At 63.0% G+C, this 23,059-nt stretch carries 21 protein-coding genes; 14 read left to right on the forward strand and 7 right to left on the reverse strand.

The features are described from left to right. Positions 1-118: 118 nt before the first annotated feature. A complete protein-coding gene (locus RSE12_12970; protein WRH61293.1) occupies positions 119-1,255 on the reverse strand; it encodes a PAS domain S-box protein in 1,137 nt (378 codons plus the stop codon). Positions 1,256-1,533: 278 nt separating this feature from the next. Between RSE12_12970 and RSE12_12975 the strand changes: the two genes are divergently transcribed. Further along, positions 1,534-1,788, forward strand: coding sequence for a GlsB/YeaQ/YmgE family stress response membrane protein (locus RSE12_12975; GenBank protein WRH61294.1), 255 nt, complete (start codon positions 1,534-1,536; stop codon positions 1,786-1,788). Between the two features lie 87 nt (positions 1,789-1,875). Here the strand turns inward: RSE12_12975 and RSE12_12980 are convergent, their stop codons facing one another. Then, the gene (locus RSE12_12980) at positions 1,876-5,556 is read right to left on the reverse strand and encodes a vitamin B12-dependent ribonucleotide reductase (protein WRH61295.1); all 3,681 of its coding nucleotides are present in this window, start codon (positions 5,554-5,556) and stop codon (positions 1,876-1,878) included. 407 nt (positions 5,557-5,963) lie between these two features. Further along, positions 5,964-6,884 carry a DMT family transporter gene (locus RSE12_12985; protein ID WRH61296.1) on the reverse strand — a complete coding sequence of 307 codons (921 nt, stop codon included), beginning with the start codon at positions 6,882-6,884 and terminating at the stop codon, positions 5,964-5,966. A 137-nt stretch (positions 6,885-7,021) separates the two neighbouring features. On the opposite strand from RSE12_12985, the gene RSE12_12990 reads away from it, so the two are divergent. From RSE12_12990 to eno, 4 genes are read left to right on the forward strand one after another with little or no spacing between them, the layout of a single operon-like run. Next, the gene (locus RSE12_12990) at positions 7,022-7,432 is read left to right on the forward strand and encodes a Fur family transcriptional regulator (GenBank protein ID WRH61297.1); all 411 of its coding nucleotides are present in this window, start codon (positions 7,022-7,024) and stop codon (positions 7,430-7,432) included. Positions 7,433-7,434: 2 nt separating this feature from the next. Further along, a complete protein-coding gene (locus RSE12_12995; protein WRH61298.1) occupies positions 7,435-7,818 on the forward strand; it encodes an EamA family transporter in 384 nt (127 codons plus the stop codon). A gap of 21 nt (positions 7,819-7,839) precedes the next feature. Further along, the gene (locus tag RSE12_13000) at positions 7,840-8,343 is read left to right on the forward strand and encodes a DMT family transporter (GenBank protein WRH61299.1); all 504 of its coding nucleotides are present in this window, start codon (positions 7,840-7,842) and stop codon (positions 8,341-8,343) included. 48 nt (positions 8,344-8,391) lie between these two features. Further along, entirely contained in the window at positions 8,392-9,669 is a 1,278-nt protein-coding gene (eno, locus tag RSE12_13005; GenBank protein WRH61300.1) for a phosphopyruvate hydratase, read from the forward strand. A gap of 98 nt (positions 9,670-9,767) precedes the next feature. Here eno and RSE12_13010 read toward each other — a convergent pair whose 3' ends face one another. Continuing rightward, positions 9,768-10,838: an FAD-binding oxidoreductase gene (locus RSE12_13010; protein ID WRH61301.1), complete on the reverse strand. Its 1,071-nt coding sequence runs from the start codon at positions 10,836-10,838 to the stop codon at positions 9,768-9,770. Between the two features lie 48 nt (positions 10,839-10,886). Between RSE12_13010 and RSE12_13015 the strand changes: the two genes are divergently transcribed. Together RSE12_13015 and rarD are read left to right on the forward strand one after the other, a co-directional pair. Further along, the gene (locus RSE12_13015; GenBank protein ID WRH61302.1) at positions 10,887-11,315 is read left to right on the forward strand and encodes a cupin domain-containing protein; all 429 of its coding nucleotides are present in this window, start codon (positions 10,887-10,889) and stop codon (positions 11,313-11,315) included. Between the two features lie 197 nt (positions 11,316-11,512). Next, the gene (gene rarD / locus RSE12_13020; protein ID WRH61303.1) at positions 11,513-12,415 is read left to right on the forward strand and encodes an EamA family transporter RarD; all 903 of its coding nucleotides are present in this window, start codon (positions 11,513-11,515) and stop codon (positions 12,413-12,415) included. Here the strand turns inward: rarD and RSE12_13025 are convergent. Beyond that, the gene (locus RSE12_13025; protein ID WRH61304.1) at positions 12,412-13,506 is read right to left on the reverse strand and encodes an anhydro-N-acetylmuramic acid kinase; all 1,095 of its coding nucleotides are present in this window, start codon (positions 13,504-13,506) and stop codon (positions 12,412-12,414) included. The two genes, rarD and RSE12_13025, sit on opposite strands and share 4 nt — an antisense overlap. 59 nt (positions 13,507-13,565) lie before the next feature. Between RSE12_13025 and tyrS the strand changes: the two genes are divergently transcribed. Then, complete coding sequence (gene tyrS / locus RSE12_13030; protein WRH61305.1) at positions 13,566-14,816, forward strand: tyrosine--tRNA ligase; 1,251 nt, start codon at positions 13,566-13,568, stop codon at positions 14,814-14,816. 94 nt (positions 14,817-14,910) lie between these two features. Beyond that, positions 14,911-16,467, forward strand: a complete 1,557-nt coding sequence (locus RSE12_13035) for an AMP-binding protein (GenBank protein WRH61306.1) — start codon at positions 14,911-14,913, stop codon at positions 16,465-16,467. 47 nt (positions 16,468-16,514) lie between these two features. Here RSE12_13035 and RSE12_13040 read toward each other — a convergent pair whose 3' ends face one another. Both RSE12_13040 and RSE12_13045 read right to left on the reverse strand, forming a co-directional pair. Next, positions 16,515-17,123, reverse strand: coding sequence for a peptidylprolyl isomerase (locus tag RSE12_13040; protein ID WRH61307.1), 609 nt, complete (start codon positions 17,121-17,123; stop codon positions 16,515-16,517). Then, on the reverse strand, positions 17,113-17,622 hold the full coding sequence (locus tag RSE12_13045; protein ID WRH61308.1) for a peptidylprolyl isomerase: 510 nt from the start codon (positions 17,620-17,622) through the stop codon (positions 17,113-17,115). The genes RSE12_13040 and RSE12_13045 overlap by 11 nt, the downstream gene beginning before the upstream one ends. A gap of 149 nt (positions 17,623-17,771) precedes the next feature. Between RSE12_13045 and RSE12_13050 the strand changes: the two genes are divergently transcribed. The 5 genes from RSE12_13050 to RSE12_13070 all read left to right on the forward strand — a co-directional run bounded on the left by RSE12_13050 (position 17,772) and on the right by RSE12_13070 (position 23,054). Beyond that, entirely contained in the window at positions 17,772-18,962 is a 1,191-nt protein-coding gene (locus RSE12_13050; protein WRH64819.1) for a phosphoglycerate kinase, read from the forward strand. Positions 18,963-19,081: 119 nt separating this feature from the next. Further along, a complete protein-coding gene (locus RSE12_13055; protein ID WRH61309.1) occupies positions 19,082-19,975 on the forward strand; it encodes a fructose bisphosphate aldolase in 894 nt (297 codons plus the stop codon). Between the two features lie 172 nt (positions 19,976-20,147). After that, positions 20,148-20,450, forward strand: a complete 303-nt coding sequence (locus tag RSE12_13060) for a septum formation initiator family protein (protein ID WRH61310.1) — start codon at positions 20,148-20,150, stop codon at positions 20,448-20,450. Positions 20,451-20,676: 226 nt separating this feature from the next. After that, complete coding sequence (gene pdhA, locus RSE12_13065; GenBank protein ID WRH61311.1) at positions 20,677-21,666, forward strand: pyruvate dehydrogenase (acetyl-transferring) E1 component subunit alpha; 990 nt, start codon at positions 20,677-20,679, stop codon at positions 21,664-21,666. 14 nt (positions 21,667-21,680) lie between these two features. After that, positions 21,681-23,054: a pyruvate dehydrogenase complex E1 component subunit beta gene (locus tag RSE12_13070; protein WRH61312.1), complete on the forward strand. Its 1,374-nt coding sequence runs from the start codon at positions 21,681-21,683 to the stop codon at positions 23,052-23,054. Positions 23,055-23,059: the final 5 nt, after the last annotated feature.

Here is a 23,059-nt window from a genome sequence, read left to right on the forward strand (position 1 = left end):
CGCGCACCCTGCCTTTCCCCCGCCCCCACGTCCAGTGCCGAGATGGATGCGCACCAACCTTCGCCTCGGCAAGGTGCCGTTGATCCGTCCGATAAGACTCTAGGCGCGGGGGTGGCTTTCAGGGGCAGAGGTCCACCCAGAACCGGGTGGCGGCCTCAGTGCTGCTGAAATCGATCACGCCACCAAGGGTTTCCACAAGATGTTTGGCGATAGACAGGCCAAGGCCGCTGCCTTGCTTGCGGCGGACATCGGTGGATTCCCCCTGCACAAAGGGTTGAAACAGAAAGGGGCGCATGGCCTCGGGGATGGGGCGGCCCTGATTTGTGACCGTAATCCGCAGCTTACCGTTCACGGGCCCCGCCTCGATCTGAACCAAACCGTCAGGGTCTGAATACTTGATCGCATTGGAAATCAGGATGCGCAGAACACGGCCCAGCTTTTCAGGGTCCGTCGCGATGGACAGCGCGCCGGTGCCAAGATCGGCCTGCAACCGGATCGAGGCCGCCGCCGCCTTGGCCTGAACCGCCGTCAGCACCGTATGCAGGATGTCCTTGGCGTCCACCTGTTGCACGGCGAGGGTATCCGTCCCGGCGCGCATGGAGTCCATTTCCAGAATGTCATCCAGCAGCGATTTCAGCCGCGCCGCGTTCTTTGACGCAACGGCAATCAGCTGCTGGTCCCGCTCGGCCATTCCGGCCCGCGAAAACTGCTCCAACAACGCCAAGGCACCCATGATCCCCGTCAGCGGTGTGCGCAATTCGTGGTTCACCGTGGTGATGAATTCGCTTTTCAGATGGTCGAGCCTGCGGGCCGCCGTCACATCCACGATCTGCGAGATATACATCATCGGCCGGTCATCCGGATCGCGCACCACCGTCAGGCTGAGCAGTCCGGTCAGAATGGACCCATCGGCGTGGATATACCGCTTTTCCAGCGTGACGCTTTTTTGATGTGTGGCGACCATGTTCCGCGCCATCCGGATCGTGGCGTCGCGGTCATCCGCATGGGTCACCCGCTTGAAGCCCGCCTCCATCAGTTCCTGCTTGGAATAGCCCAGAAAGTTGCAAAGCGCCGGGTTCACATCGATCCAGCTGCCATCGATCCGGGTCAGCGCCATCCCGATGGGCGAGTGCTCCATCGAGGCACGGAATTGCCGTTCGCTGGTTTGCAGGGCGACGAATGCATCTTCCGACCGGGCAAGATCATCCAGAAGACGGGGCATAGCTGCCGGGTCCATGCTCAAGTCGTCGGCCATTCGGGGGATTGCCTTATGCGTTTTTTATCAATTGGTCAGATAGTTAGCGCAGCAAGGCGAAGTTAACAGGTCTGAACTCGCCTTTCGCGGGAACTGTCACATCAAAACCGCAGCGTCTGGATTCGGCCCCTCGCCGGGATTTAGATTCGCGTCGATGGCCACAGCAAACACTGCCCAAGACGCGCACAGTTGCCCCCTCTGCCCCGCGTTGCCCCCGGGCGGTCGGCCTGATAGCTTTTTCCTACGGATATGTTTTCATTTTTGAAACGGGGACGGCGATGGGTATCGAAAGCCTTTTGGTGATGTTGTTTGTAGGTGCTGTTGCGGGTTGGCTTGCGGGCAAGCTGGTCGCGGGCGGAGGTTACGGCCTGCTCGGCAATATCGTGATCGGCATTCTGGGGGCCGTGGTGGCCAGCTTCGTGCTGCCGCAGATCGGCTTTGGCCTTGGCGGCGGCGTGTTCCCCGCCATCATCCATTCCACCATCGGGGCGGTGATCCTGCTTTTCGTGATCCGGCTGATCAAGCGGGCGTAAGCCGCGCCTGCCCAAAGCGCTGAATGGGAAACGGCCCCCGCCTCGCAGCGGGGGCCGTTTTCTTTTCCGGGTTGACGTTCGGTCAGATCAGCTGCACCCGCTCGTGCCGCCGCAGGTGTTGCACTTCATGCAGGTGCCGTTGCGCACCAGCGTGTAGTTGCCGCACTCGCCGCAGGGATCGCCTTCATAGCCCTGCATCTTGGCCTTGGTCCGGGCGTCCATGCTGACCGTGCCGGTGGAAATTGCCGTGGCAGACATGGTCAGCGTTGTTTCCGGCACCAGCGTGTTCAGCGCGGCGACCGGGTCGGTGCCGGTGGCGAAAGCAGTCGCCCCCATCCCGCCCTGGAACACCACAAGCTCTTGCGGCAGGCGCTTGCGCAGATAGCCGGTCGAAGAGATGGAGCGCAGCAGTTCCACCGATTTCGACGCGGCCGACTCGCTCACTTCGCCGAAGTTGCGCTTGCCCTCATCCTCGCCCCGGCCAAGGTCATCAAAGGCATGGCCTTGCGGTTTGACATGGGCCAGATCGGTGCGGTCCAGATAGCTCACCGCCAGTTCGCGGAAGATGTAGTCAAGGATCGACGTCGCGTTCTTGATCGAGTCGTTGCCCTGCACCATGCCCGCCGGTTCAAAACGGGTAAAGGTGAAGGCCTCAACAAACTCTTCCAGTGGAACGCCGTATTGCAGACCCACCGACACCGCGATGGCGAAGTTGTTCATCATTGCCCGGAAGCCAGCGCCTTCCTTGTGCATGTCGATGAAGATCTCGCCAAGACGCCCGTCGCCGTATTCGCCAGTCCGCAGATAGACCTTGTGACCGCCGACGATGGCCTTCTGGGTATAGCCCTTGCGGCGTTCCGGCAGCTTTTCGCGGTTGGTGCGGATCACTTCCTTGTAGATGATCCGCTCCACGATCTTTTCAGCCAGCACGGCGGCCTTTTCCTGTGCCGAACCCGAGGCGAGGATTTCCTCGGCCTCTTCGTCATCCTCGACCAGCGCGGATGCCAGCGGCTGCGACAGTTTCGATCCATCGCGATAGAGCGCGTTCGCCTTGATCCCCAGCGACCAGGACAGTTCATAGGCCGCCAGCGTTTCTTCGATCGAAGCCGAGTTCGGCATGTTGATCGTCTTGGAAATCGCGCCCGAGATGAAGGACTGCGCCGCCGCCATCATGTGGATATGCGATTCCACCGACAGGTACCGCTTGCCCGTCTTGCCGCAGGGGTTGGCGCAATCGAAGACCGAATAGTGTTCGGGCTTCAGGAAAGGCGCGTTCTCCAGCGTCATCGTTCCGCAGACATGATCATTCGCGGCGTCGATCTGGGCCTTGGTGAAGCCGAGGTGACGCAGCAGATCAAAGGTCGGATCGGCCAGCTTTTCTACCGGGATGCCCAGCGTGCCCTTGCAGAACTCTTCCCCCAGCGTCCACTGGTTGAACACGAAGCGGATGTCGAAAGCCGAAGGCAGCGCTGCGTCGATCTTTTCCAGCTCGCGCGGGCCGAACCCATGCCCGATCAGCGCGGTGTGGTTGATGCCGGGGCAGTTGCCAAGCGACCCGTGACCCACTGCATGGGCCACAATCTCGGCCACCTGCGACGACGGATAGCCCAGCATCTCCAGCGCGGCGGGAACCGACTGGTTGATGATCTTGAAATAGCCACCACCGGCCAGCTTCTTGAACTTCACCAGCGCGAAGTCCGGCTCGATCCCGGTCGTGTCGCAATCCATCACCAGGCCGATGGTGCCCGTGGGGGCGATCACCGTGGTCTGGGCGTTGCGATAGCCATGCGCCTCACCCAGCGCCAGCGCCTCATCCCAAGCGGATTTCGCAAGGGCGACAAGGGTTTGGTCGGGGCAGTTCGCGCTGTCCAGCGCTACCGGATTGACGTTCACCGCCTCATATCCCGTGGTCGCGCCATGGGCGGCGAGGCGGTGATTGCGGATCACGCGCAGCATGTGGTCGGCGTTGCGCTTGTAGCCGGGGAAAGCCCCCAGTTCAGCCGCCATCTCGGCCGAGGTGGCATAGGAAATCCCGGTCATCAGCGCGGTCAGCGCCCCGCACAGGGCGCGGCCCTTCACCGAGTCATAGCCCAGACCCATGTTCATCAGCAGACCGCCGATATTGGCATAACCAAGGCCGAGCGTGCGGAAGTCATAGGACCGCTGCGCAATTTCCTTTGACGGGAACTGCGCCATCATCACCGACACTTCCAGCGTCACCGTCCACAGGCGTGTGGCGTGCATATAGGCTGCGCTGTCGAACTGGCCGTCCTTGTAGAAGGTCAGCAGGTTCATCGAAGCCAGGTTACAGGCCGTGTCATCCAGGAACATGTATTCCGAGCAGGGGTTCGATCCCCGGATCGGCCCATCTTCCGGGCAGGTGTGCCAGGCGTTGACGGTGTCATGGAACTGGATGCCGGGGTCGGCGCAGGCCCATGCTGCGTGACCGACCTGATCCCACAGATCGCGCGCCTTGATCGTCTTGGCCGTCTTGCCATCGGTGCGGCGGATCAGCGCCCAATCGGCATCATCCTTGACCGCTTTCAGGAAGGCATCCGTCACGCGGACCGAGTTGTTGGAATTCTGGCCCGACACGGTGATGTAGGCTTCCGAGTCCCAATCGGTGTCATAGGTCGGGAATTCGATCGAGGTGAAGCCCTGACGCGCATATTGCAGGATGCGGTTGGTATAGGTGTCGGGGATCATCGCCTTTTTAGCCGATTTGATCGCCGCCTTCAGCGCCGGGTTCTTGGCCGGATCGACCGAATCTTCGGCCGAGCCATCCCACTGGCGGATCGCGGTGAAGATCTCGTTCAGTTTCACTTCATGCGCCTTGGAGCCTGCCACCAGCGAGGCGACCTTCTGCTCTTCGATCACTTTCCAGTTGATAAACTGCTCGATATCGGGGTGATCCATGTCACAGATCACCATCTTGGCCGCGCGGCGCGTGGTACCGCCCGATTTGATGGCGCCCGCCGCGCGGTCACCGATCTTGAGGAACCCCATCAGGCCGCTGGACTTGCCGCCGCCCGACAGTTTTTCGCCTTCGCCGCGCAGGGACGAGAAGTTGGTGCCGGTGCCGGAGCCGTATTTGAACAGGCGCGCTTCCCGCACCCACAGGTCCATGATCCCGCCGTCGTTCACCAGATCATCGGAAACCGACTGGATGAAGCAGGCATGGGGCTGGGGGTGTTCATAGGCGCTGTCCGATTTCGTCAGCTTCCCGGTCTGGTAGTCTACATAGAAATGCCCCTGCGCCGGACCATCGACGCCATAAGCCCAATGCAGACCGGTGTTGAACCACTGCGGGCTGTTCGGCGCGGCCATCTGGCGGGCCAGCATAAAGCGCATCTCGTCAAAATAGGCGCGGGCGTCGGCTTCGGTGCTGAAATAGCCACCCTTCCAGCCCCAATAGGCCCAGGCGCCGGCCAAACGGTCAAACACCTGCTTGGCCGAGGTTTCACCCGTGAAACGCTCACCTTCCGGCAGTTCGGACAAAGCGGCCTCGTCGGGGACAGAGCGCCACAGGAATTCCGGAACGCCCTTTTCCTTCACGCGCTTCAGACGGGCCGGGATGCCTGCCTTGCGGAAATACTTCTGGGCCAGAACGTCGGATGCGACCTGGCTCCAGCCTTCGGGAACCTCTACGGCATCATTGCGAAATACGACCGTGCCATCCGGGTTGCGGATTTCCGACGTCGTCTTGGCAAAAGCCATGGCCCCATAAGCGCCGGTCACTTCGGTCGTAAATTTGCGTTCGATTTTCATCTCTGCCCCGTCTCCAAATGCTGGCGGGGCCTGCGCCCCGTCCGATGTTGAACCTATGCGGTTGACAACGCTTCGCCTCCCCCTGCCCTATGGGCACAGGATCAGGGCAACACGGTGGTTGCCCGTTTCTGTGGGGTTGGAACCTAATTGTTGCTGACCACTAGATGTTGTGGCCTTCCCGCTCTCTTCGTCAAACTGTCGTAAAGTGATGGTGTGATCAACGGGAATTTTGGGGGGTCACTGGCGATTTTTCGCTTGACGATTTTCCTGCAACAGGGGCACCGCCAGCCCCCCGCCTGTGGGCAACGCGGGGGAAAAGACCGGGACAACACAACCTGCGGCCCAAGATTATCACGCTGTTGTGCAGGTTTGGCACGGGCTGTTCAACGCGTCTGTGAATGGCGCAATCACCCCTCGTGCGGCGGATGGCCCGATTCTGCGGGCTTTGGGGTGCGACGATTGATCAACACGATCCCCGCGCCCACCAACGCCGCTGCCCATAAAAGCGCCGGAGTCACCGACTCACCCAGGAACATCCAGCCCAGAAAAATGGCAAGGATCGGGGTCAGAAAGGAAAAGCTGGCCACCGTCGCCGCCGGATAGACCGACAGCAGCCAGAGCCAGCCGATGAATCCCCCCGCCACAACGATAGACGACTGAAAGATCAACCCCACTATATGTAGTGGCGTGACGTCGCGGATCAGCGGCCCGAAGAACGGGGACGCCAACAGCAGGATCGGGGCAGAGACGAGGACCATCCAGAACAGTTGCATCTCGGGCCCGGCCGCACGCAGGCGCGAGGCACGGGCGACAATCGCGGTGCCTGCCCAACCCACCGCCCCACCCAGCGCCAGCAGATCGCCCGCAAGACTGCCCTCGGTATCCGCACTGCGCGACAGGATCGCCCAGGCCGTGCCCGCAAAGGCCAACGCCAGCCCCGCCAGCCGGGCCACAGTCAACCTTTCCCCCGGCAGCAGGAAATGCGCCAAAAGCGCAAACCAGACCGGCATGGAATAGAAGATGACCGAGGCCCGGCTGACCGCGGTCAGATCCAGCGCCAGAAACAGGCACAGGAATTCGGCCGCAAAGACCGTGCCGATCAGCAGCCCCGGCCACAGATCCGCCCGCGACAACTGCGGCGGGCGCCCCCGCCAGATCAGCCACAGCGCCACAAACCCCACCGCCAGCGCCGACCGTAGCCCCGCAAAGAACACCGGCTGCAACCCCGTATTCACCCATTTCACAAGGATCTGGTTGAACGCCAGCAGCAGCGTCACAGCCAGCAGGGCCGTGCCACCAAAGGCATCCAGCCTGTCTTTCCGGTTCATCGCGCCCTACCCTTTTCCTTGCCTGCCAGCAGCCTGTGGGCGAGCAACGGGCGGAGTCAACTTGCTAAACTTTAGCACTGGCCCCCTTTGGCCGGATCACGTAAATCCCGGTAAAGGGAACGGGAACGAGGCATGAGATGGCGGATATCATCGCCCGTTGCGAGGCAAAGGGCCTGCGCATGACAGACCAGCGCCGGGTCGTGGCCCGTGTCATCGGCGAATCCGAAGATCACCCCGATGTCGAAGAGCTGTATGCCCGCGCCGCCAAGGTGGACCCCAAGATCTCTATCGCCACCGTGTATCGGACTGTGAAACTGTTCGAAGAGGCCGGCATCCTCGACAAGCTGGAATTCGGCGATGGACGCGCCCGCTATGAAGATGCCGAACGCGACCACCACGACCATCTGATCGACGTGAACTCGGGCGATGTGATCGAATTCGTCGACCCCGATATCGAAGAACTGCAAGAGCGTATCGCCGCCCGGCTGGGATACAAGCTTGTCGGCCACCGGCTGGAACTGCTGGGTATTCCCATCAAGAAATCCTGATCTTGGACCAGACCGCCGAACAGGCCCGGTCCAATCTGCGCGGCATTATCCTGATGCTTGCGGCCATGGCGCTGTTCGCGGTCGAGGACATGTTCCTGAAATGGGCGGCGGCAGACCTTCCTGTTGGAATGGTCATCTTTGTCGCTGGGGCCTTTGGCGCACCCGTCTTTGCCATTATGGCGCGGATGGGCGGGCAGCGGGTGCTGACACGGGCCGCGCTGCACCCTTGGGTGATCCTGCGCAATCTGGGCGAGATGGCTGGAACCTACGCCTATATTCACGCGCTGGCCCTTGTGCCGCTATCGACCGTATCCGCAGTGCTGCAAGCCATGCCGCTTGCTGTGACGCTGGGCGCGGCGCTGTTCATGGGCGAAACCGTGGGCTGACGCCGCTGGGCTGCCATCGCGGTGGGATTCGCCGGGGTGCTGGTGGTGATCCGCCCGGGGCTGGACGGTTTCCGCCCCGAGGCCACCTGGGTTCTGGTCACCGTGGCGGCACTTGCCTTGCGCGATCTGGCCACGCGGGCGGTACCAAAGGACTGCACCACTGCGCAAGTGTCCTGCTGGGGGCTGATGTCGGTGGCGCTCTTGGGTGCGGCGATGATGGTGCCGGGGGGCGCGGTCATCCCCGATTCCGGGCAAATCGGCGTGCTGTTCGGCGCGTTGGTCTTTGGGACAGCGGGCTATTGGGCCGTGGTCGCCGCCAGCCGCACGGGCGAAGTATCGGTCGTGTCGCCCTTTCGTTACGCGCGGCTGCTATTCGCCATTCTGATCGGGGCCTTTGTCTTTGACGAAATCCCCGATGCGCTGACGCTGATCGGGGCCGTGCTGATCATCGGGTCGGGGCTCTATGCGCTTGCCCGCGAACGGGCGCGCAAACGCGCCCTTTCCTTGCAAGGCAGCAGCGTTTAAACCACGGCGCGAGAGCACCATCGTTACGCCAGGGAGGCAGTTACGCCCATGAGCACGATCATCGACATTCACGCCCGCGAGATTCTGGACAGCCGCGGCAACCCCACCGTCGAGGTGGACGTCCATCTGGAAAGCGGCGCCATGGGCCGCGCGGCAGTGCCCTCGGGCGCATCCACCGGCGCGCATGAGGCGGTCGAGCGGCGCGATGGCGACAAGAACCGCTACAAAGGCAAGGGCGTGCTGGAAGCCGTTGCCGCCGTAAACGGCGAGATTGCCGAAGAAATCGTCGGTTTCGACGCGCTGGAACAGGTCGGCATCGACCGCACAATGATCGAGATGGACGGCACTCCGAACAAATCCCGTCTTGGTGCAAACGCCATTCTGGGGGTGTCGCTGGCTGTCGCCAAGGCCGCGGCAGAACATACCGGCCAGCCGCTTTTCCGTTATGTTGGCGGCACTTCGGCGCGAGTCTTGCCAGTTCCCATGATGAACATCATCAATGGCGGCGAGCATGCCGACAACCCGATCGACATTCAGGAATTCATGATCATGCCAGTGGGCGCGGATGATATCCGCGATGCCGTGCGGATGGGGTCAGAGGTGTTCCACACCCTGAAGAAGGAACTTCAGAACGCTGGCCATAACACCGGCATCGGGGATGAAGGCGGCTTCGCACCCAACCTGAACTCTGCCCGTGACGCGCTTGATTTCATTCTGAAATCCATCGAAAAGGCAGGCTACACCCCGGGCGAGGATATCTGTCTGGCGCTCGATTGCGCCGCCACCGAATACTTCAAGGGTGGCCGCTATGAGATGAAGGGTGAAGGCAAATCCCTGTCAATCGAAGAGAACGTGGCCTTCCTTGCGGGCCTTGCCGCCGATTACCCGATCATAAGCATCGAGGACGGCTGTTCCGAGGATGACTGGGAAGGCTGGAAACTGCTGACCGATACGCTGGGATCCAAGATTCAGCTGGTCGGCGACGATCTGTTCGTCACCAACTCAAAGCGACTTGCCGAAGGTATTTCAAGGGGTTGTGCGAACTCCATGCTGGTGAAGGTGAACCAGATCGGCACGCTGACCGAAACATTGCAAGCGGTGGAGATGGCCCATCGCGCGCGCTACACCAACGTGATGTCGCACCGGTCGGGCGAGACGGAAGATTTCACCATCGCCGATCTGGCCGTGGCCACGAATTGCGGGCAGATCAAGACCGGGTCGCTGTCGCGGTCGGACCGACTGGCGAAATACAACCAGCTGATCCGCATCGAAGAGATGCTGGGTGAAACCGCCGAATTTGCAGGCCGGTCGATCCTGAAAGGCTGATTTGGCCGTGCAGCAGGCGGTGCAGCCGCCTGTGCAGCAGAACGTGCATACCAGAGCCAGACAAACCAAGGCGCGCGGGTGATCCGCGCGCCTTTTGTCTAGGGAAAGAACCGCGCCGGGCGAAAGTCTTCCAGCGCGGCTTGCGGGCCATCGCCCATCACCTCGGCCGCCAGCAGGTTCGCCACATGGGGCGCAAGCGTTGCACCGGAATGCATCACCGCCATCGACAGGCCCGGCAGGACCGGGCCGATGGCAGGCAGGCCATCCCCGGGCACCGGGCGGAGGGCAAAGGTGATCCGGTCGGCGCGGATATCAGCGCCGGGCAACAGCCCGCGCAAACGGGCCAGCGTTGCAGCCATAAGCGTGGCCGGGTCTGCGGTCGCCTCGGCACTGTCGGACTGATGCGCCGCGGCGGCGGGCGCGATCAGCCGCCCCGCCGCATCCTGCCGCACCTCCTGCTCTGGCGTCGCAAGGATATGGCTCAGAAGACGCGGCAGCGGCTGGCTGCGAAAGACCGCGCCGGGGCGATGCAGCATCGGCAAGGTCAGGCCAAGCGATTCCAACAACGCAGGCGTGCCCGTGCCGGTGGCCAGGATCACATGATCGGCGAACAGTCTGTCTTGCCCAGAACGGATACCGATCACCCTGCCCTGCGCGGTGACCAACGCCTCGGCCCGCGTTCCGGTGATGACGGTGGCACCGCGGGCGGTGGCGGCGGCCAAAAGCGCCTCGGTCAGGGAGACAAGATCAACGGCATGTTCGGTCGGGAACAGCAGGGCGCGGTCGGGCGGGTCGGCCAAATGCGGTTCCAAGGCGGCGATCCCGGCCCGGTCAAGAAGGCGCAGCGGATAGCCCAGCCGGGAAAGCGCGGCATGCTGACGGTCGAACCCTGCGCCGCTGTCTTCATACCAGATGCAGGATTGCGGCGTCGGGTCCAGACCCAGATCCCACGCCAGCGCCTGATGTGCCCGCATCGCGGCATGGCGCAGGTGGAAATGCGGCTCTGACAGAAAGAAGCTGGCATTGACCCAGCCGAAACTGCGCCCTGAGGCACCACTTGCCGGAAGCCCCGCATCTAGGCAGGTGACGGCCGCACCAAGGCAGGTCAGCCGATGCGCCAGCGCAGCGCCCATGATGCCCGCGCCAAGGATCAGGATGTGGGGTTGCATGGCATCTCCTTTTGCCCATGGTGGCATTGACGCAAGCGCGAGGAAAGCATGGATCAGGCAGACCGCATCATTGCAGAGCTGGGCCTGCAACCCCATCCCGAAGGCGGCTGGTATCGGGAGACGTGGCAAGGCCCCGCGCAGGACGGCCGCGCTGTCGGGACGGCGATCTATTTCCTGTTGAAGGCCGGGGAACGGTCGCATTGGCACCGCGTCGATGCGGGCGAGGTCTGGCTTTGGCACGCGGGATCACCGTTGGACCTGCTGATGGCCGAGACGGATGCCGGGCCATTGGCCGTGCATCGGCTTGGCCCCGATATTCTGGCCGGGGAACGGCCGCAGGCAGTGGTGCCCGCCGGATGGTGGCAGGCTGCCGAGGCGCGGGACGGCTGGGCGCTGGTCAGTTGCTGCGTCGCGCCGGGCTTCCGGTTTGCGGGTTTTGAACTGGCAGCGCCCGGATTCACCATCGCGGGGCGGTGAGGACGGAGAAGGCGAAGTTTGACACAAACTTCGCGCCGATTTCTGACGCAGAAATCGGGGGCGCAAGGCCGGGATGGATGCGCCCGGAATTTGCGTCAAATTCCGCCGCGATTTCTGCGTCAGAAATCGCTTTCCGTTATTGCTACGGGTACAATTCTGCATTGGTGCTTTGCGGTTGGCTTGGATAGCAGGGTCGCATGAGCGATCCTGTCCCCACCCAGCCCAAAAATGAGGACAGCCCCAAGGGCCTTGTCCTTGCCATCAGCGCCTATCTGCTGTGGGGGTTTCTGCCCATATACATGAAGGCCCTGTCGGATGTTCCGGTGCTGGAGGTGCTGGCCCATCGCGTGATCTGGTCGGTGCCTGTCGCCGGGGCAATCCTGATCTGGCTGGGGCGCACATCGGACCTGCGCGCCGCCCTGCGCAGCCCCCGGATGATCGGGATGGCCGCGCTTACAGCGGCGCTGATTTCCGTGAACTGGGCGATCTATGTCTGGTCGATTCAATCCGGTCAGGCGCTGGAGGCGGCGCTGGGATATTACATCAACCCGCTGTTTTCGGTATTCCTCGGCGCGGTTCTGCTGAAGGAACGCCTCAGCCGCCCGCAATGGGCTGCGATTGCGCTGGCCGCGCTGGCGGTGCTGGTGCTGACTTATGAAGCGGGCCGCGTGCCCTTTGTGGCGCTGGGGTTGACTGTGTCCTGGGGCATCTATGCCTATCTGAAAAAGCGCCTGCCGCTGGGGCCGAACCAAGGGTTCATGCTGGAAGTGCTGATCCTGTCACCGCTGGCGATCGGCTGGGTGATCTGGATCGCTGCGCGGGGTGAGATGGTCTTTCTGACCGATGGCAAGGTTACGGTTCTGCTGCTGCTGGCCGGGGTGGTGACGGCGGTTCCCCTGATGCTTTATGCCAACGGGGCGAAACTGCTCCGGCTGTCGACCATTGGCATCCTGCAATACATCGCGCCGACGATGATCTTCCTGACGGCGGTCTTCGTGTTCGGCGAACCGTTCGGCACGGCGCGGGCGATTGCATTCCCGATGATATGGGCGGCGTTGCTGATCTATACCGGATCAATGCTGCGGCGAAAGCAGGCCTAATCCGGCCGGCTGATCTGCCCGCCGCCCACCAATGCGCCCACGCCCGTGGTGGCCGGCCCAGAGGTCGCCATGCCGCGTGCCACGCGCACGGCAAGAAAGGCGAAGGCCTGCGCTTCCAGCATGTCGCCATCCAGCCCCGCCGCCTCCACAGGTTCGACATCGGCGCGCAGGCGCGCGGCCAGTTCGGCCATCATCCGCGCATTGTGCCGCCCGCCCCCGGTGACAAGCACCCGGGTCACCCGCACGGGGAAATGCTCCGCCCCGCGCGCCACAGCGGCGGCAGCGGCGGCGGTCAGGGTAGCAGCGGCATCGGCAAGGGGCAGGTTGCCCATATCAAGGCTGCTGTGAAAATCGTTCCGATCCAATGATTTGGGCGGCATCTTGTGGAACCACGGATGGGCGAGGAAAGCCTCCAGCCGTGCCTCATCCACCCTGCCCGCCTGCGCCGTTTCCCCCTGCGGATCCATCGGCTGACCTGTCCGGGCCTGCATCAGATCGTTCAGCGGCGCATTGGCGGGGCCTGTGTCAAAAGCCAAAAGCGCGCCATGGCTTTCCGGTGCGCTTTGGCGCGGGTCGATCCAGGTGATGTTGCCCACACCGCCGAGGTTGAGGATGGCCAGCGGCTGATCCGCCCCGATATGGCGCGCGCAGGCAAAGTGGAAGAACGGCACCAACGGTGCCCCCTGCCCGCCAAGTGCCACGTCCGCCGACCGGAAATCCCACACCACCGGCAGGCCCAGCACCCGCGCCAGCAGCGCCCCATCGCCCGCCTGATGCGTGCCGCGCCCGCGCGGATCATGTGCCAGCGTCTGGCCGTGGAAACCCACCAAATCCACGCCGGAAAAGCGCGAGAGCAACTCAGCATGGGCAGATTCGACGACCTCGGCCGCCGCGGCCACGCCCTCATCGCCGGGCCAGCGGCCAAGGGCGGCGCGGATAGTGGCCTGTTCAGTGGCGGTATAGGGGCGAAAGGCGGTGGGGCCAAACTCCAGAATGCGTTCGCCATCCGTCAGCAGCATGGCCGCATCGACACCGTCCAGCGACGTGCCCGACATCGCCCCCAGGGCCCAGATCGCGCCGCCGCTTCGCATCTTCCCCTTGGCCCCCGCCCCGGCTATACCCCACGCGCATCATAAAGCACGGGTGACCCATGACCTACCATCCGAAATCTGAATTCATGCGCGTGATGATCGAGCGCGGCTATCTGGCCGACTGCACCGATTATCAGGCGCTGGATGAGGCTTTGATCGCGGGGGTCGTGCCTGCCTATATCGGCTATGACGCCACGGCAGCCAGCCTGCATGTGGGCCACCTGCTCAACATCATGATGCTGCGCTGGCTGCAAAAGACCGGGCACAAGCCGATCACCCTGATGGGGGGCGGTACCACCAAGGTGGGCGATCCGTCCTTTCGCGCCGAAGAACGCCCGCTGCTGACGCCTGCGCAGATCGACAGCAATATCAGCGGCATGCAGAAAGTGTTCGCCCGCTACCTCGCCTATGGCGAGGGGGCGACCGATGCGATCATGCTGAACAATGCGGAATGGCTGGACAGCCTGAACTACCTCGATTTCCTGCGCGATATCGGGCGGCATTTTTCCGTCAACCGGATGCTGTCTTTTGAAAGCGTCAAGTCGCGGCTGGACCGGGAGCAATCCCTTTCCTTCCTCGAATTCAACTACATGATCCTGCAAGCCTATGATTTCCTTGAACTGCACCGCCGCTATGGCTGCCGTTTGCAGATGGGCGGCAGCGATCAGTGGGGCAATATCATCAACGGAATCGACCTGACCCGCCGCGTGCTGGAGGCCGAGATTTTCGGCCTGACGTCCCCCCTGCTGACCACCAGCGACGGGCGCAAGATGGGCAAATCGCAGGGTGGCGCGGTCTGGCTGGATGGCGGGATGCTGTCGCCCTATGAATTCTGGCAATTCTGGCGCAACACGACCGATGCCGATGTGGGGCGGTTCCTGAAGCTTTATACCGAGCTTCCGGTCGCGGAATGTGATCGGCTGGGCGCGCTGGCCGGGTCTGAGATCAACGCGGCCAAGATCATCCTTGCCAATGCGGTCACCACCCTGCTGCACGGGGCCGAAGCGGCTGCGGCGGCTGAGGCGACGGCGCGTGAGGTGTTTGAAAAAGGCGGCATCGGGGATGACCTGCCCACCATCACCCTCGCCCCCGAAGAAGTGGCCGATGGCGTGGGGATCGTGCAACTGTTCGTGCGCGCCGGGCTTTCGGCTTCGGGCAAGGATGCCAAGCGGCTGATTGCTGAAGGTGGGGCCAAGGTGAATGATGAAATCATCACAGATGTGGCCCTGCGCCTTGGAGCGGGCGATCTGGTGGAACCGCTGAAGCTGACCGCCGGGAAGAAGCGCCACGCGCTGGTAACGCTGGGATGACGGGCGGGCGGCGTCAGTCGCCCCCCCCCCGACCAATTTACACCCTGCCTCGTGCCCCCCGCGTGTTAGCCTCCCTGTCAGGGAGGACCACGCCATGACCATTCACCAAAGCCCGCTGCCCGATGTGGTGCTGCGCGACATCTCGATCACCGACCGCGTGCTGATGGGGCTGCAGGCCGATCCAGGGCGGGTGGTCGCCGTGGATGGGCCCAGCGGGGCCACCCTGACAGGCGCGCAGATGGAGGCGGCGATCCGCGAATTGGCGGGCGGGTTGCAGGGCCTTGGCATCGGGCCGGGATCGGTGGTTGCAGTGCTGGCCCCAAACTGCCCGGATTATGCGGTGGTCTTTCATGCGGTGGCGCTGGCCGGGGGCACGGTCACCCCGATCAACCCCACCTATACTGCGCCCGAAGTGGCCCATCAGCTGCGCGATGCAGGTGCGGTGCTGCTGGTGACCGTGCCTGCCATGGTGCCGGTGGCACAGGCGGCGGCGGAGGGGACAAAGATATCCGAGGTGCTGGTGATCGGCGCAGCCGACGGCCTGCGCGGGATCGACACGCTGCGCGGGCCTGCGCTGGCGGCGCAGGTGGCGGTTGATCTGGATAGCTATCCGGTCGTGCTGCCCTATTCATCCGGCACCACGGGCCTGCCCAAGGGCGTGGTCCTAAGCCACCGCAATCTGGTGGTGAATGTCGATCAAGTGCAGGCGATGCTGGACATTCGCGAAGGTGACAGCACGGTGGCCTTTCTGCCATTCTTCCACATCTACGGGCTGAACGTGCTGATGAACCCCTTCCTTGCGGCGGGCGCGCGGATCGTCACCATGCCGCGCTTCGATCTTGAGGCGTTTCTGACGCATATCCAGACCCACCGCCCGCGCCACATCCTTGTGGCGCCGCCGGTGGCGATAGCGCTGGCGAAGCACCCGATGGTGGACAAGTTCGATCTGTCGTCGATCGAGACGCTGATTTCCGCCGCTGCCCCCCTTGGCGTGGAAACAGCCGAGGCGGTGGGCCGCCGGTTGGGCTGCCGTGCGGTGCAAGGCTATGGGATGACAGAGCTGAGCCCGATGTCGCATTGCGTGCCACCGGGCAAGCTGCGCCCCGGATCCGTAGGGGTGGCGACGCCGAACACCGAATGGAAGATTGCTGATCCGGACACCGGGGCCGCCCTGCCCGTCGGCGATGAGGGCGAGGTCTGGGTGCGCGGTCCGCAAGTGATGCTGGGCTATCTGGGCAACCCCGAGGCAACTGCGCGCAGCCTGACGGCGGATGGCTGGCTGCGGACAGGTGATCTGGGGGTGGCGGATGCGGAAGGATATCTCTTCATCCGCGACCGGCTGAAGGAGCTGATCAAGGTCAAAGGCTTTCAGGTCGCCCCGGCCGAGGTGGAGGCGGAATTGCTGGCCCATCCGGATGTGGCCGACGCTGCCGTGATCGGCGTGGCCGATGAGGATGCGGGCGAGGTGCCGGTGGCCTTTGTGGTACCCGCGCCGGGTGTGGCCTTTGACGAAAGCGCGGTGCTGACCCATCTGCGCGGGCGGCTGGCCAGCTATAAGGTGCCGCGTGTAGTGCATCTGGTGGAAGTGGTTCCAAAGTCCGCCTCGGGCAAGATCCTGCGCCGTGTTTTGCGCGACCGGTTGGCAGAATAGCAAAAGGGGGCCGCAAGGCCCCCTTTCGACAAGTTCGGTCCAAAGCCTTATTCGGCGACGGTGACTTTCGCCATATAGTCGGGCGCATCCACCGCGCCATTGGCGGCCTGGTCGCCCTTCTTGATGGCGTCGACCACCTCCATCCCCGAAATCACCCGGCCCACCACGGTGTATTGCCCGTCCAGATGCGGGGCCGGGGCGAACATGATGAAGAACTGGCTGTTGGCAGAGTTCGGGTCCATCGACCGGGCCATGCCAACCACACCACGATCAAAGGTCATCGACGAAAACTCGGCCGCCAGATCGGGCTTGGCTGATCCGCCCATGCCCGCGCCGGACAGATCGCCGCCGGTCTTGCCAAATTCGACATCCCCGGTCTGCGCCATGAAACCGTCGATCACGCGGTGGAACACCACGCCGTCATAGGCGCCTTCCTGTGCCAGCGCGGTGATCTGCGCCACGTGGTTCGGGGCCACGTCCGCCGCCATGTCGATCACGATGGAGCCCGTGGTGGACCCTGCCACCTCGATCATCAGATTCGGGCCGGGACCATCGGTCACGTCCTGCGCCACGGCGGATTGGCTCAGCGCGAAACCGCCTAGCGCGGCAAGGCCAAGGGCGAAGAGCCCCCCTGCGATGAACCGATCACGCGACATCGGCAGCCACCCGAACGGTGATCATGCGGTCCGGGCTGGCCGGCGGCTCACCCCGGGTGATCTTGTCGACATGTTCCATCCCCGAAATCACCCGGCCATAAACGGTGTATTGCCCGTTCAGGAAATGGTTGTCGGAAAAGTTGATGAAGAACTGGCTGTTGGCCGAATTCGGGTTCTGCGACCGGGCCGCGCCCAGCGTGCCGCGATCATGCGGCAGCTTGCTGAATTCCGCAGGCAGGTCCGGGTGGGCCGATCCGCCCGTTCCGGCACGGCGCAGGTTGAAGTTGTTCTCCATGTTGCCGTTTTCCACATCGCCCGTCTGGGCCATGAAGCCGTCGATCACACGGTGGAAGGCAACATTGTCATAGGCCTTTTCACGGGCCAGCGTCTTCATCCGCTCTGCGTGTTTGGGCGCAACGTCCGCAAGCAGTTCGATGACCACTTCGCCATCCTTCAGCGTCAGGATGATGGTGTTTTCTGGATCTTTGATATCGGCCATGGGGGGAATCCTCTGGTTTCTTTGCGCGGGAACCTAATGGTGCCGGGCGGCCATGGAAAGGGTCAAAGGCTGCGACATGGGCAACAGGCATGGTTGACGGGGCGCGCGAACGGGCGGAAACAGGGGCAAATCCTGTGATGGAGGCGAGCTTGGGCTGGAAAACCTTGGACGACGTGGCGCTGGCGGGCAAAACCGTGCTGGTGCGGGTGGATATCAACGTACCGATGGAGGCAGGCCGGGTGACCGATGCCACCCGCATCGAAAAGATCGTCCCCACGGTCGAGGATATCATCGCCCGGGGCGGCAAGGTTGTGCTGCTGGCGCATTTCGACCGACCCAAGGGCAAGATCGTCCCGGAAATGAGCCTGTCGCATGTTGTCCCCACGTTGGAGGCGGCGCTGGGGCGCAAGGTCGTGTTCGGGGCGGATTGCGTGGGCGATGTGGCCGCAGCGGCCATCGCTGCGGCGGCAGCGGGGGATGTGGTGCTGCTGGAAAACACCCGATTCCATCCGGGTGAGGAAAAGAATGACCCTGCCCTGGCGCAGGGCATGGCGGCGCTGGGCGATGTCTTCGTCAACGATGCCTTTTCCGCCGCGCACCGCGCCCATGCCTCGACCGCCGCTCTGGCACATCTGTTGCCCGCAGCGGCAGGCCGGTTGATGGAGGCCGAGCTGCGCGCGCTTGAGGCGGCCTTGGGCAACCCCGTGCGCCCCGTCGTGGCCGTGGTCGGCGGGGCAAAGGTTTCCACCAAGCTGGACCTGTTGGGAAATCTGGTGACCAAGGTCGATCATCTGGTGATCGGCGGCGGTATGGCCAACACCTTCCTTGTCGCACAGGGCGTGGAAGTGGGCAAATCATTGGCCGAACGCGACATGGCCGATACCGCGCGCGAGATTTTAGCCAAGGCACAGGCGGCGGGCTGCACCATCCACCTGCCCGTCGATATCGTCGTGGCGCGCGAATTCAAGGCGGGCGCGGCCAATGAAACCCTGCCCGTGGCGCAATGCCCGGCGGATGCGATGATTCTGGATGCCGGCCCGGCCACAGTCGCCGCACTGGTGAAGGTGTTCGAGGCGTCGAAAACCCTGATCTGGAACGGCCCCCTTGGCGCCTTTGAGATCAAGCCCTTTGATGCCGCAACCAACGCCGCTGCACAGGCGGCGGCACGGCTGACCAAGGCAGGCGCGCTGGTGTCGGTCGCGGGCGGCGGCGATACCGTGGCTGCCCTGAACGCAGCAGATGCGGCGGATGATTTCACCTTTATCTCCACCGCAGGCGGGGCCTTCCTGGAATGGATGGAAGGCAAGGAATTGCCAGGCGTGGCCGCTCTGATGGCCTGAAATTCCGGGCATCTGAAAAAGGTGCCCGAAAATCCTTTTACGTTGGCGCTAACTGCATTGCCGGGCGTGTTTGCCGTGGGATATGTCCGCATCAGGCACGTTCCACGGGGAGAGCAGACATGACCACCGCCGCGATGACCGCAAAGATGCGTGAGGGCCGGGGATTCATCGCCGCCCTCGACCAATCCGGCGGATCAACCCCCAAAGCGCTGCGCCAATATGGCATCGCCGAGGGCGCATGGTCCGATGAGGCGGGAATGTTCGACCTGATGCATGCGATGCGCGCCCGCATCATCACCTCGCCCGCCTTTACCGGCGAAAAGGTGATCGGGGCCATCCTGTTCGAACAGACGATGGATCGCACTGTCGAGGGCATCCCGACCGCCCAATTCCTGTGGGAAAAGCGCGGCGTCGTTCCCTTTCTGAAGATCGACAAAGGGCTGGAGGCCGAGGCCGACGGCGTTCAGTTGATGAAACCGATTGCGGGGCTGGAGTCGCTGCTGGCACGGGCTGTTGCCGCCGGTGTGTTCGGCACCAAGGAACGCTCTGTCATCAATGCCGCAAATACCAAGGGCATCAAGGCGGCAGTGGCGCAGCAATTCGCGCTTGGCCAACAGGTGATCGCGGCAGGCCTGATGCCGATCCTTGAACCGGAAGTGACCATCTCGATCCCCGACAAGGCCGAGGCCGAGGCGTTGCTGCGCGATGCCATTCTCGCGGAACTGGACGCGCTGCCCGATACCCAACAGGTCATGCTGAAGCTGAGCCTGCCGACGGTGGACAATTTCTATCTGCCGCTGGTCGACCATCCGCGTGTGCTGCGGGTGGTGGCCCTATCCGGCGGTCATGCGCGGGATGCGGCCAATGCTATCCTTGCCCGCAACCGGGGCGTCATCGCCAGTTTCAGCCGCGCGCTGACCGAAGGGCTGAGCGCGCAGCAATCCGACGCAGAGTTCAACGCAATGCTGGGCAAGGCGGTCGAGGGGATCTGGGCCGCATCCATCGCGGGGTAACGCTGCGGTTTGTTCCGGCGCCTGCGGGTCTGCCTGCGGGTCTGTGGCACGGATGCCCCATATGCCCGCCGGTTCCGGGCAAGATGCCCCCTGCCCCTTGGACTGCGACCGGGATTGTGATTCAGTCTGAACAACGCGCTCCCGTCAGAGGGGCGAAAGATGGCGAGAGCAGATGAACCAGACCTCCACCCGCCCGTCCCTTGGGGCCATGGCCTATTTCCTTCTGGCCTTCACGCTGGGCAGTTATTTCACCTTTGCCGCCGTGCAGGGCGATTACGGCGTCTTCCGCCAGGTAGAGATCGCGGCCGAAGCCGAAGGGTTGAAGATCGAACGCGATAGGCTGGCCCTCGAGCTTGCCGAGATGCAGAATCGCACGATGCGCCTTTCGGATGAGTTTCTGGATATCGACCTGCTGGACGAACAGGCCCGCGAAGTGCTGGGCTATGTCCGCGCCGATGAGATCGTGATTCACTAGCGCCTCGTCCCTGGCCTCCCCCGGGCCTTCCCTTTCCAAACACCGAACCGCACAGCGGCAGAACGCTGCTTGGCGCCTGCCTGCGAGCCTTTCCTCTGCTGCATGGCAGCCATGCGCCGGCCCGTGATGCGGGCCGGTTTTTTGCTTTGACCCAATAAACCCCGATGAAGTATAGGTCGTTTAACGTTGAACTACTTTATGGACAGCCGAGGGGAGGATACCGCCGATGGCCACGAAGAAAGCAGCCGACCGACCGAACGTGTCGAAGGAAGACCTGCTGAAATACTACCGCGAGATGCTGCTGATCCGGCGGTTCGAGGAAAAGGCGGGCCAGCTTTATGGCATGGGCCTGATCGGCGGGTTCTGCCACCTGTATATCGGGCAGGAAGCGGTGGTCGTCGGTCTGGAAGCAGCGGCCAAGGAAGGCGACAAGCGCATCACCAGCTATCGCGACCATGGTCACATGCTGGCCTGCGGGATGGACCCCAAGGGTGTGATGGCCGAACTGACCGGGCGCATCGGGGGCTATTCAAAGGGCAAGGGTGGCTCCATGCACATGTTCTCCAAGGAAAAGCATTTCTACGGCGGCCATGGCATCGTCGGCGCGCAGGTGCCGCTGGGTGCGGGTCTTGCCTTCGCCGACAAATATCTGGGCAATGACAACGTCACCTTCACCTATTTCGGAGACGGCGCCGCGAACCAGGGGCAGGTCTATGAGACCTACAACATGGCCGAGCTGTGGAACCTGCCGGTGATCTTTGTTATCGAGAACAACCAGTACGCCATGGGCATGAGCGTGAAACGCTCGACCAAGTCGACCACCTTCTTCGGGCGCGGCATCGCCTATGGCATCCCCGGCGAACAGGTAGACGGCATGGATGTGTTGGCGGTCAAGGCCGCGGGCGAAAAGGCCGTGGCGCACTGCCGCGCCGGCAACGGCCCCTACATTCTGGAAATGATGACCTACCGCTATCGCGGCCATTCCATGTCTGACCCGGCGAAGTATCGCACCCGCGAGGAAGTGGAAAAGATGCGCAGCGAAAAAGACGCCATCGAACATGTCCGCGACCTGCTGTTGCAGGGCGGCCTTGCATCGGATGACGATCTCAAGGCCATCGACAAAGAGATCAAGGCGACGGTCAACGAAAGTGCCGAATTCGCCAAGGAAAGCCCGGAGCCGCCGCTGGACGAGCTCTGGACGGATATCTACGCGTAAGGGGGGAAAGACAGATGGCAACGCAAGTTCTGATGCCCGCGCTTTCTCCGACGATGGAGGAAGGCACGCTGGCCAAATGGCTGGTGAAAGAGGGCGACACGGTCAAATCCGGCCAGATCATCGCCGAGATCGAAACCGACAAGGCGACGATGGAGTTCGAGGCTGTTGATGAAGGCATCATCGGCAAACTTCTGGTGGCTGAAGGCACGGCGGCGGTGAAAGTGAACACCCCCATCGCCGTGCTGGTGGAAGAAGGCGAATCCGCCGATGCCGCCCCTGCCCCGGCTGCCGCCAAGGCCGCCCCCGTGGCAGCCGCCGCCGCGGCCCCCGTAGCCGCGCAAGTGGCAGCCCCCGCCCCCGTGGCCGCCGCTGGTTGGCCCCATTCCGACCTGCCCGAAGGCGTGCCCACCAAGACCATGACCGTGCGGGAAGCCCTGCGCGAGGCGATGGCCGAAGAAATGCGCGCCGATCCGACCGTATTCCTCATGGGGGAAGAGGTTGGCGAATATCAGGGTGCCTATAAGATATCGCAAGGGTTGCTGGATGAGTTCGGCGCAAAGCGCGTGGTGGATACGCCCATCACCGAACATGGCTTTGCCGGCATCGCCGTCGGCGCAAGCTGGGGCGGGCTGAAACCCATCGTCGAATTCATGACCTTCAACTTCGCCATGCAGGCGATTGACCACATCATCAACTCGGCAGCCAAGACGCTTTACATGTCGGGTGGCCAGATGGGCAGCCCGATGGTTTTCCGTGGCCCCAACGGCGCAGCCGCGCGCGTGGGCGCACAGCACAGCCAGGATTACGCGGCATGGTATTCCGCCATCCCCGGCATCCGCGTCTGCATGCCCTATTCGGCAGCCGATGCGAAAGGCCTGCTGAAATCCGCGATCCGCGATCCGAACCCGGTGATCTTCCTGGAAAACGAAATCCTTTACGGTCGGTCTTTCGAAGTTCCGGCCGAGGGCGATTTCACAATCCCCTTCGGCAAGGCCTCGATCCTGCGGTCGGGCACGGATGTCACCATCGTCTCTTTCGGCATCGGGCTGACCTATTCGCTGCAAGCCGCCGAAGAACTGGCGAAAGAGGGCATCAGCGCCGAGGTAATCAACCTCCGCACCCTGCGCCCCATCGATTATGACACGGTGCTGGCTTCGGTGATGAAGACCAACCGCTGCGTGACGGTCGAGGAAGGCTTCCCCGTTGGCTCCATCGGCAACCATATCGGGGCTACGATCATGCAGCGCGCCTTTGATCATCTGGATGCCCCGGTGATCAACTGCACGGGCAAGGATGTGCCGATGCCCTACGCGGCCAACCTTGAAAAACATGCGCTCACGACCACCGCCGAGGTGATCGCCGCCGTCAAATCCGTCTGCTACCGGTAAGGAGG

The organism is Fuscovulum sp. (genome assembly GCA_035192965.1).
GTDB lineage: Bacteria > Pseudomonadota > Alphaproteobacteria > Rhodobacterales > Rhodobacteraceae > Paragemmobacter.

Coding starts and splice junctions, on each gene's coding strand:
- RSE12_13025 (WRH61304.1), bottom strand. CDS start 13,506: ATGCGAAGCGGCGGCGCGATCTGGGCCCTGGGGGCGATGTCGGGCACG.
- RSE12_13035 (WRH61306.1), top strand. CDS start 14,911: ATGACCATTCACCAAAGCCCGCTGCCCGATGTGGTGCTGCGCGACATC.
- RSE12_13040 (WRH61307.1), bottom strand. CDS start 17,123: ATGTCGCGTGATCGGTTCATCGCAGGGGGGCTCTTCGCCCTTGGCCTT.
- RSE12_12985 (WRH61296.1), bottom strand. CDS start 6,884: ATGAACCGGAAAGACAGGCTGGATGCCTTTGGTGGCACGGCCCTGCTG.
- RSE12_13015 (WRH61302.1), top strand. CDS start 10,887: ATGGATCAGGCAGACCGCATCATTGCAGAGCTGGGCCTGCAACCCCAT.
- tyrS (WRH61305.1), top strand. CDS start 13,566: ATGACCTACCATCCGAAATCTGAATTCATGCGCGTGATGATCGAGCGC.
- RSE12_12990 (WRH61297.1), top strand. CDS start 7,022: ATGGCGGATATCATCGCCCGTTGCGAGGCAAAGGGCCTGCGCATGACA.
- rarD (WRH61303.1), top strand. CDS start 11,513: ATGAGCGATCCTGTCCCCACCCAGCCCAAAAATGAGGACAGCCCCAAG.
- RSE12_13060 (WRH61310.1), top strand. CDS start 20,148: ATGAACCAGACCTCCACCCGCCCGTCCCTTGGGGCCATGGCCTATTTC.
- RSE12_13045 (WRH61308.1), bottom strand. CDS start 17,622: ATGGCCGATATCAAAGATCCAGAAAACACCATCATCCTGACGCTGAAG.
- RSE12_12980 (WRH61295.1), bottom strand. CDS start 5,556: ATGAAAATCGAACGCAAATTTACGACCGAAGTGACCGGCGCTTATGGG.
- RSE12_12975 (WRH61294.1), top strand. CDS start 1,534: ATGGGTATCGAAAGCCTTTTGGTGATGTTGTTTGTAGGTGCTGTTGCG.
- RSE12_13055 (WRH61309.1), top strand. CDS start 19,082: ATGACCACCGCCGCGATGACCGCAAAGATGCGTGAGGGCCGGGGATTC.
- eno (WRH61300.1), top strand. CDS start 8,392: ATGAGCACGATCATCGACATTCACGCCCGCGAGATTCTGGACAGCCGC.
- RSE12_13010 (WRH61301.1), bottom strand. CDS start 10,838: ATGCAACCCCACATCCTGATCCTTGGCGCGGGCATCATGGGCGCTGCG.
- RSE12_12970 (WRH61293.1), bottom strand. CDS start 1,255: ATGGCCGACGACTTGAGCATGGACCCGGCAGCTATGCCCCGTCTTCTG.
- RSE12_13070 (WRH61312.1), top strand. CDS start 21,681: ATGGCAACGCAAGTTCTGATGCCCGCGCTTTCTCCGACGATGGAGGAA.
- pdhA (WRH61311.1), top strand. CDS start 20,677: ATGGCCACGAAGAAAGCAGCCGACCGACCGAACGTGTCGAAGGAAGAC.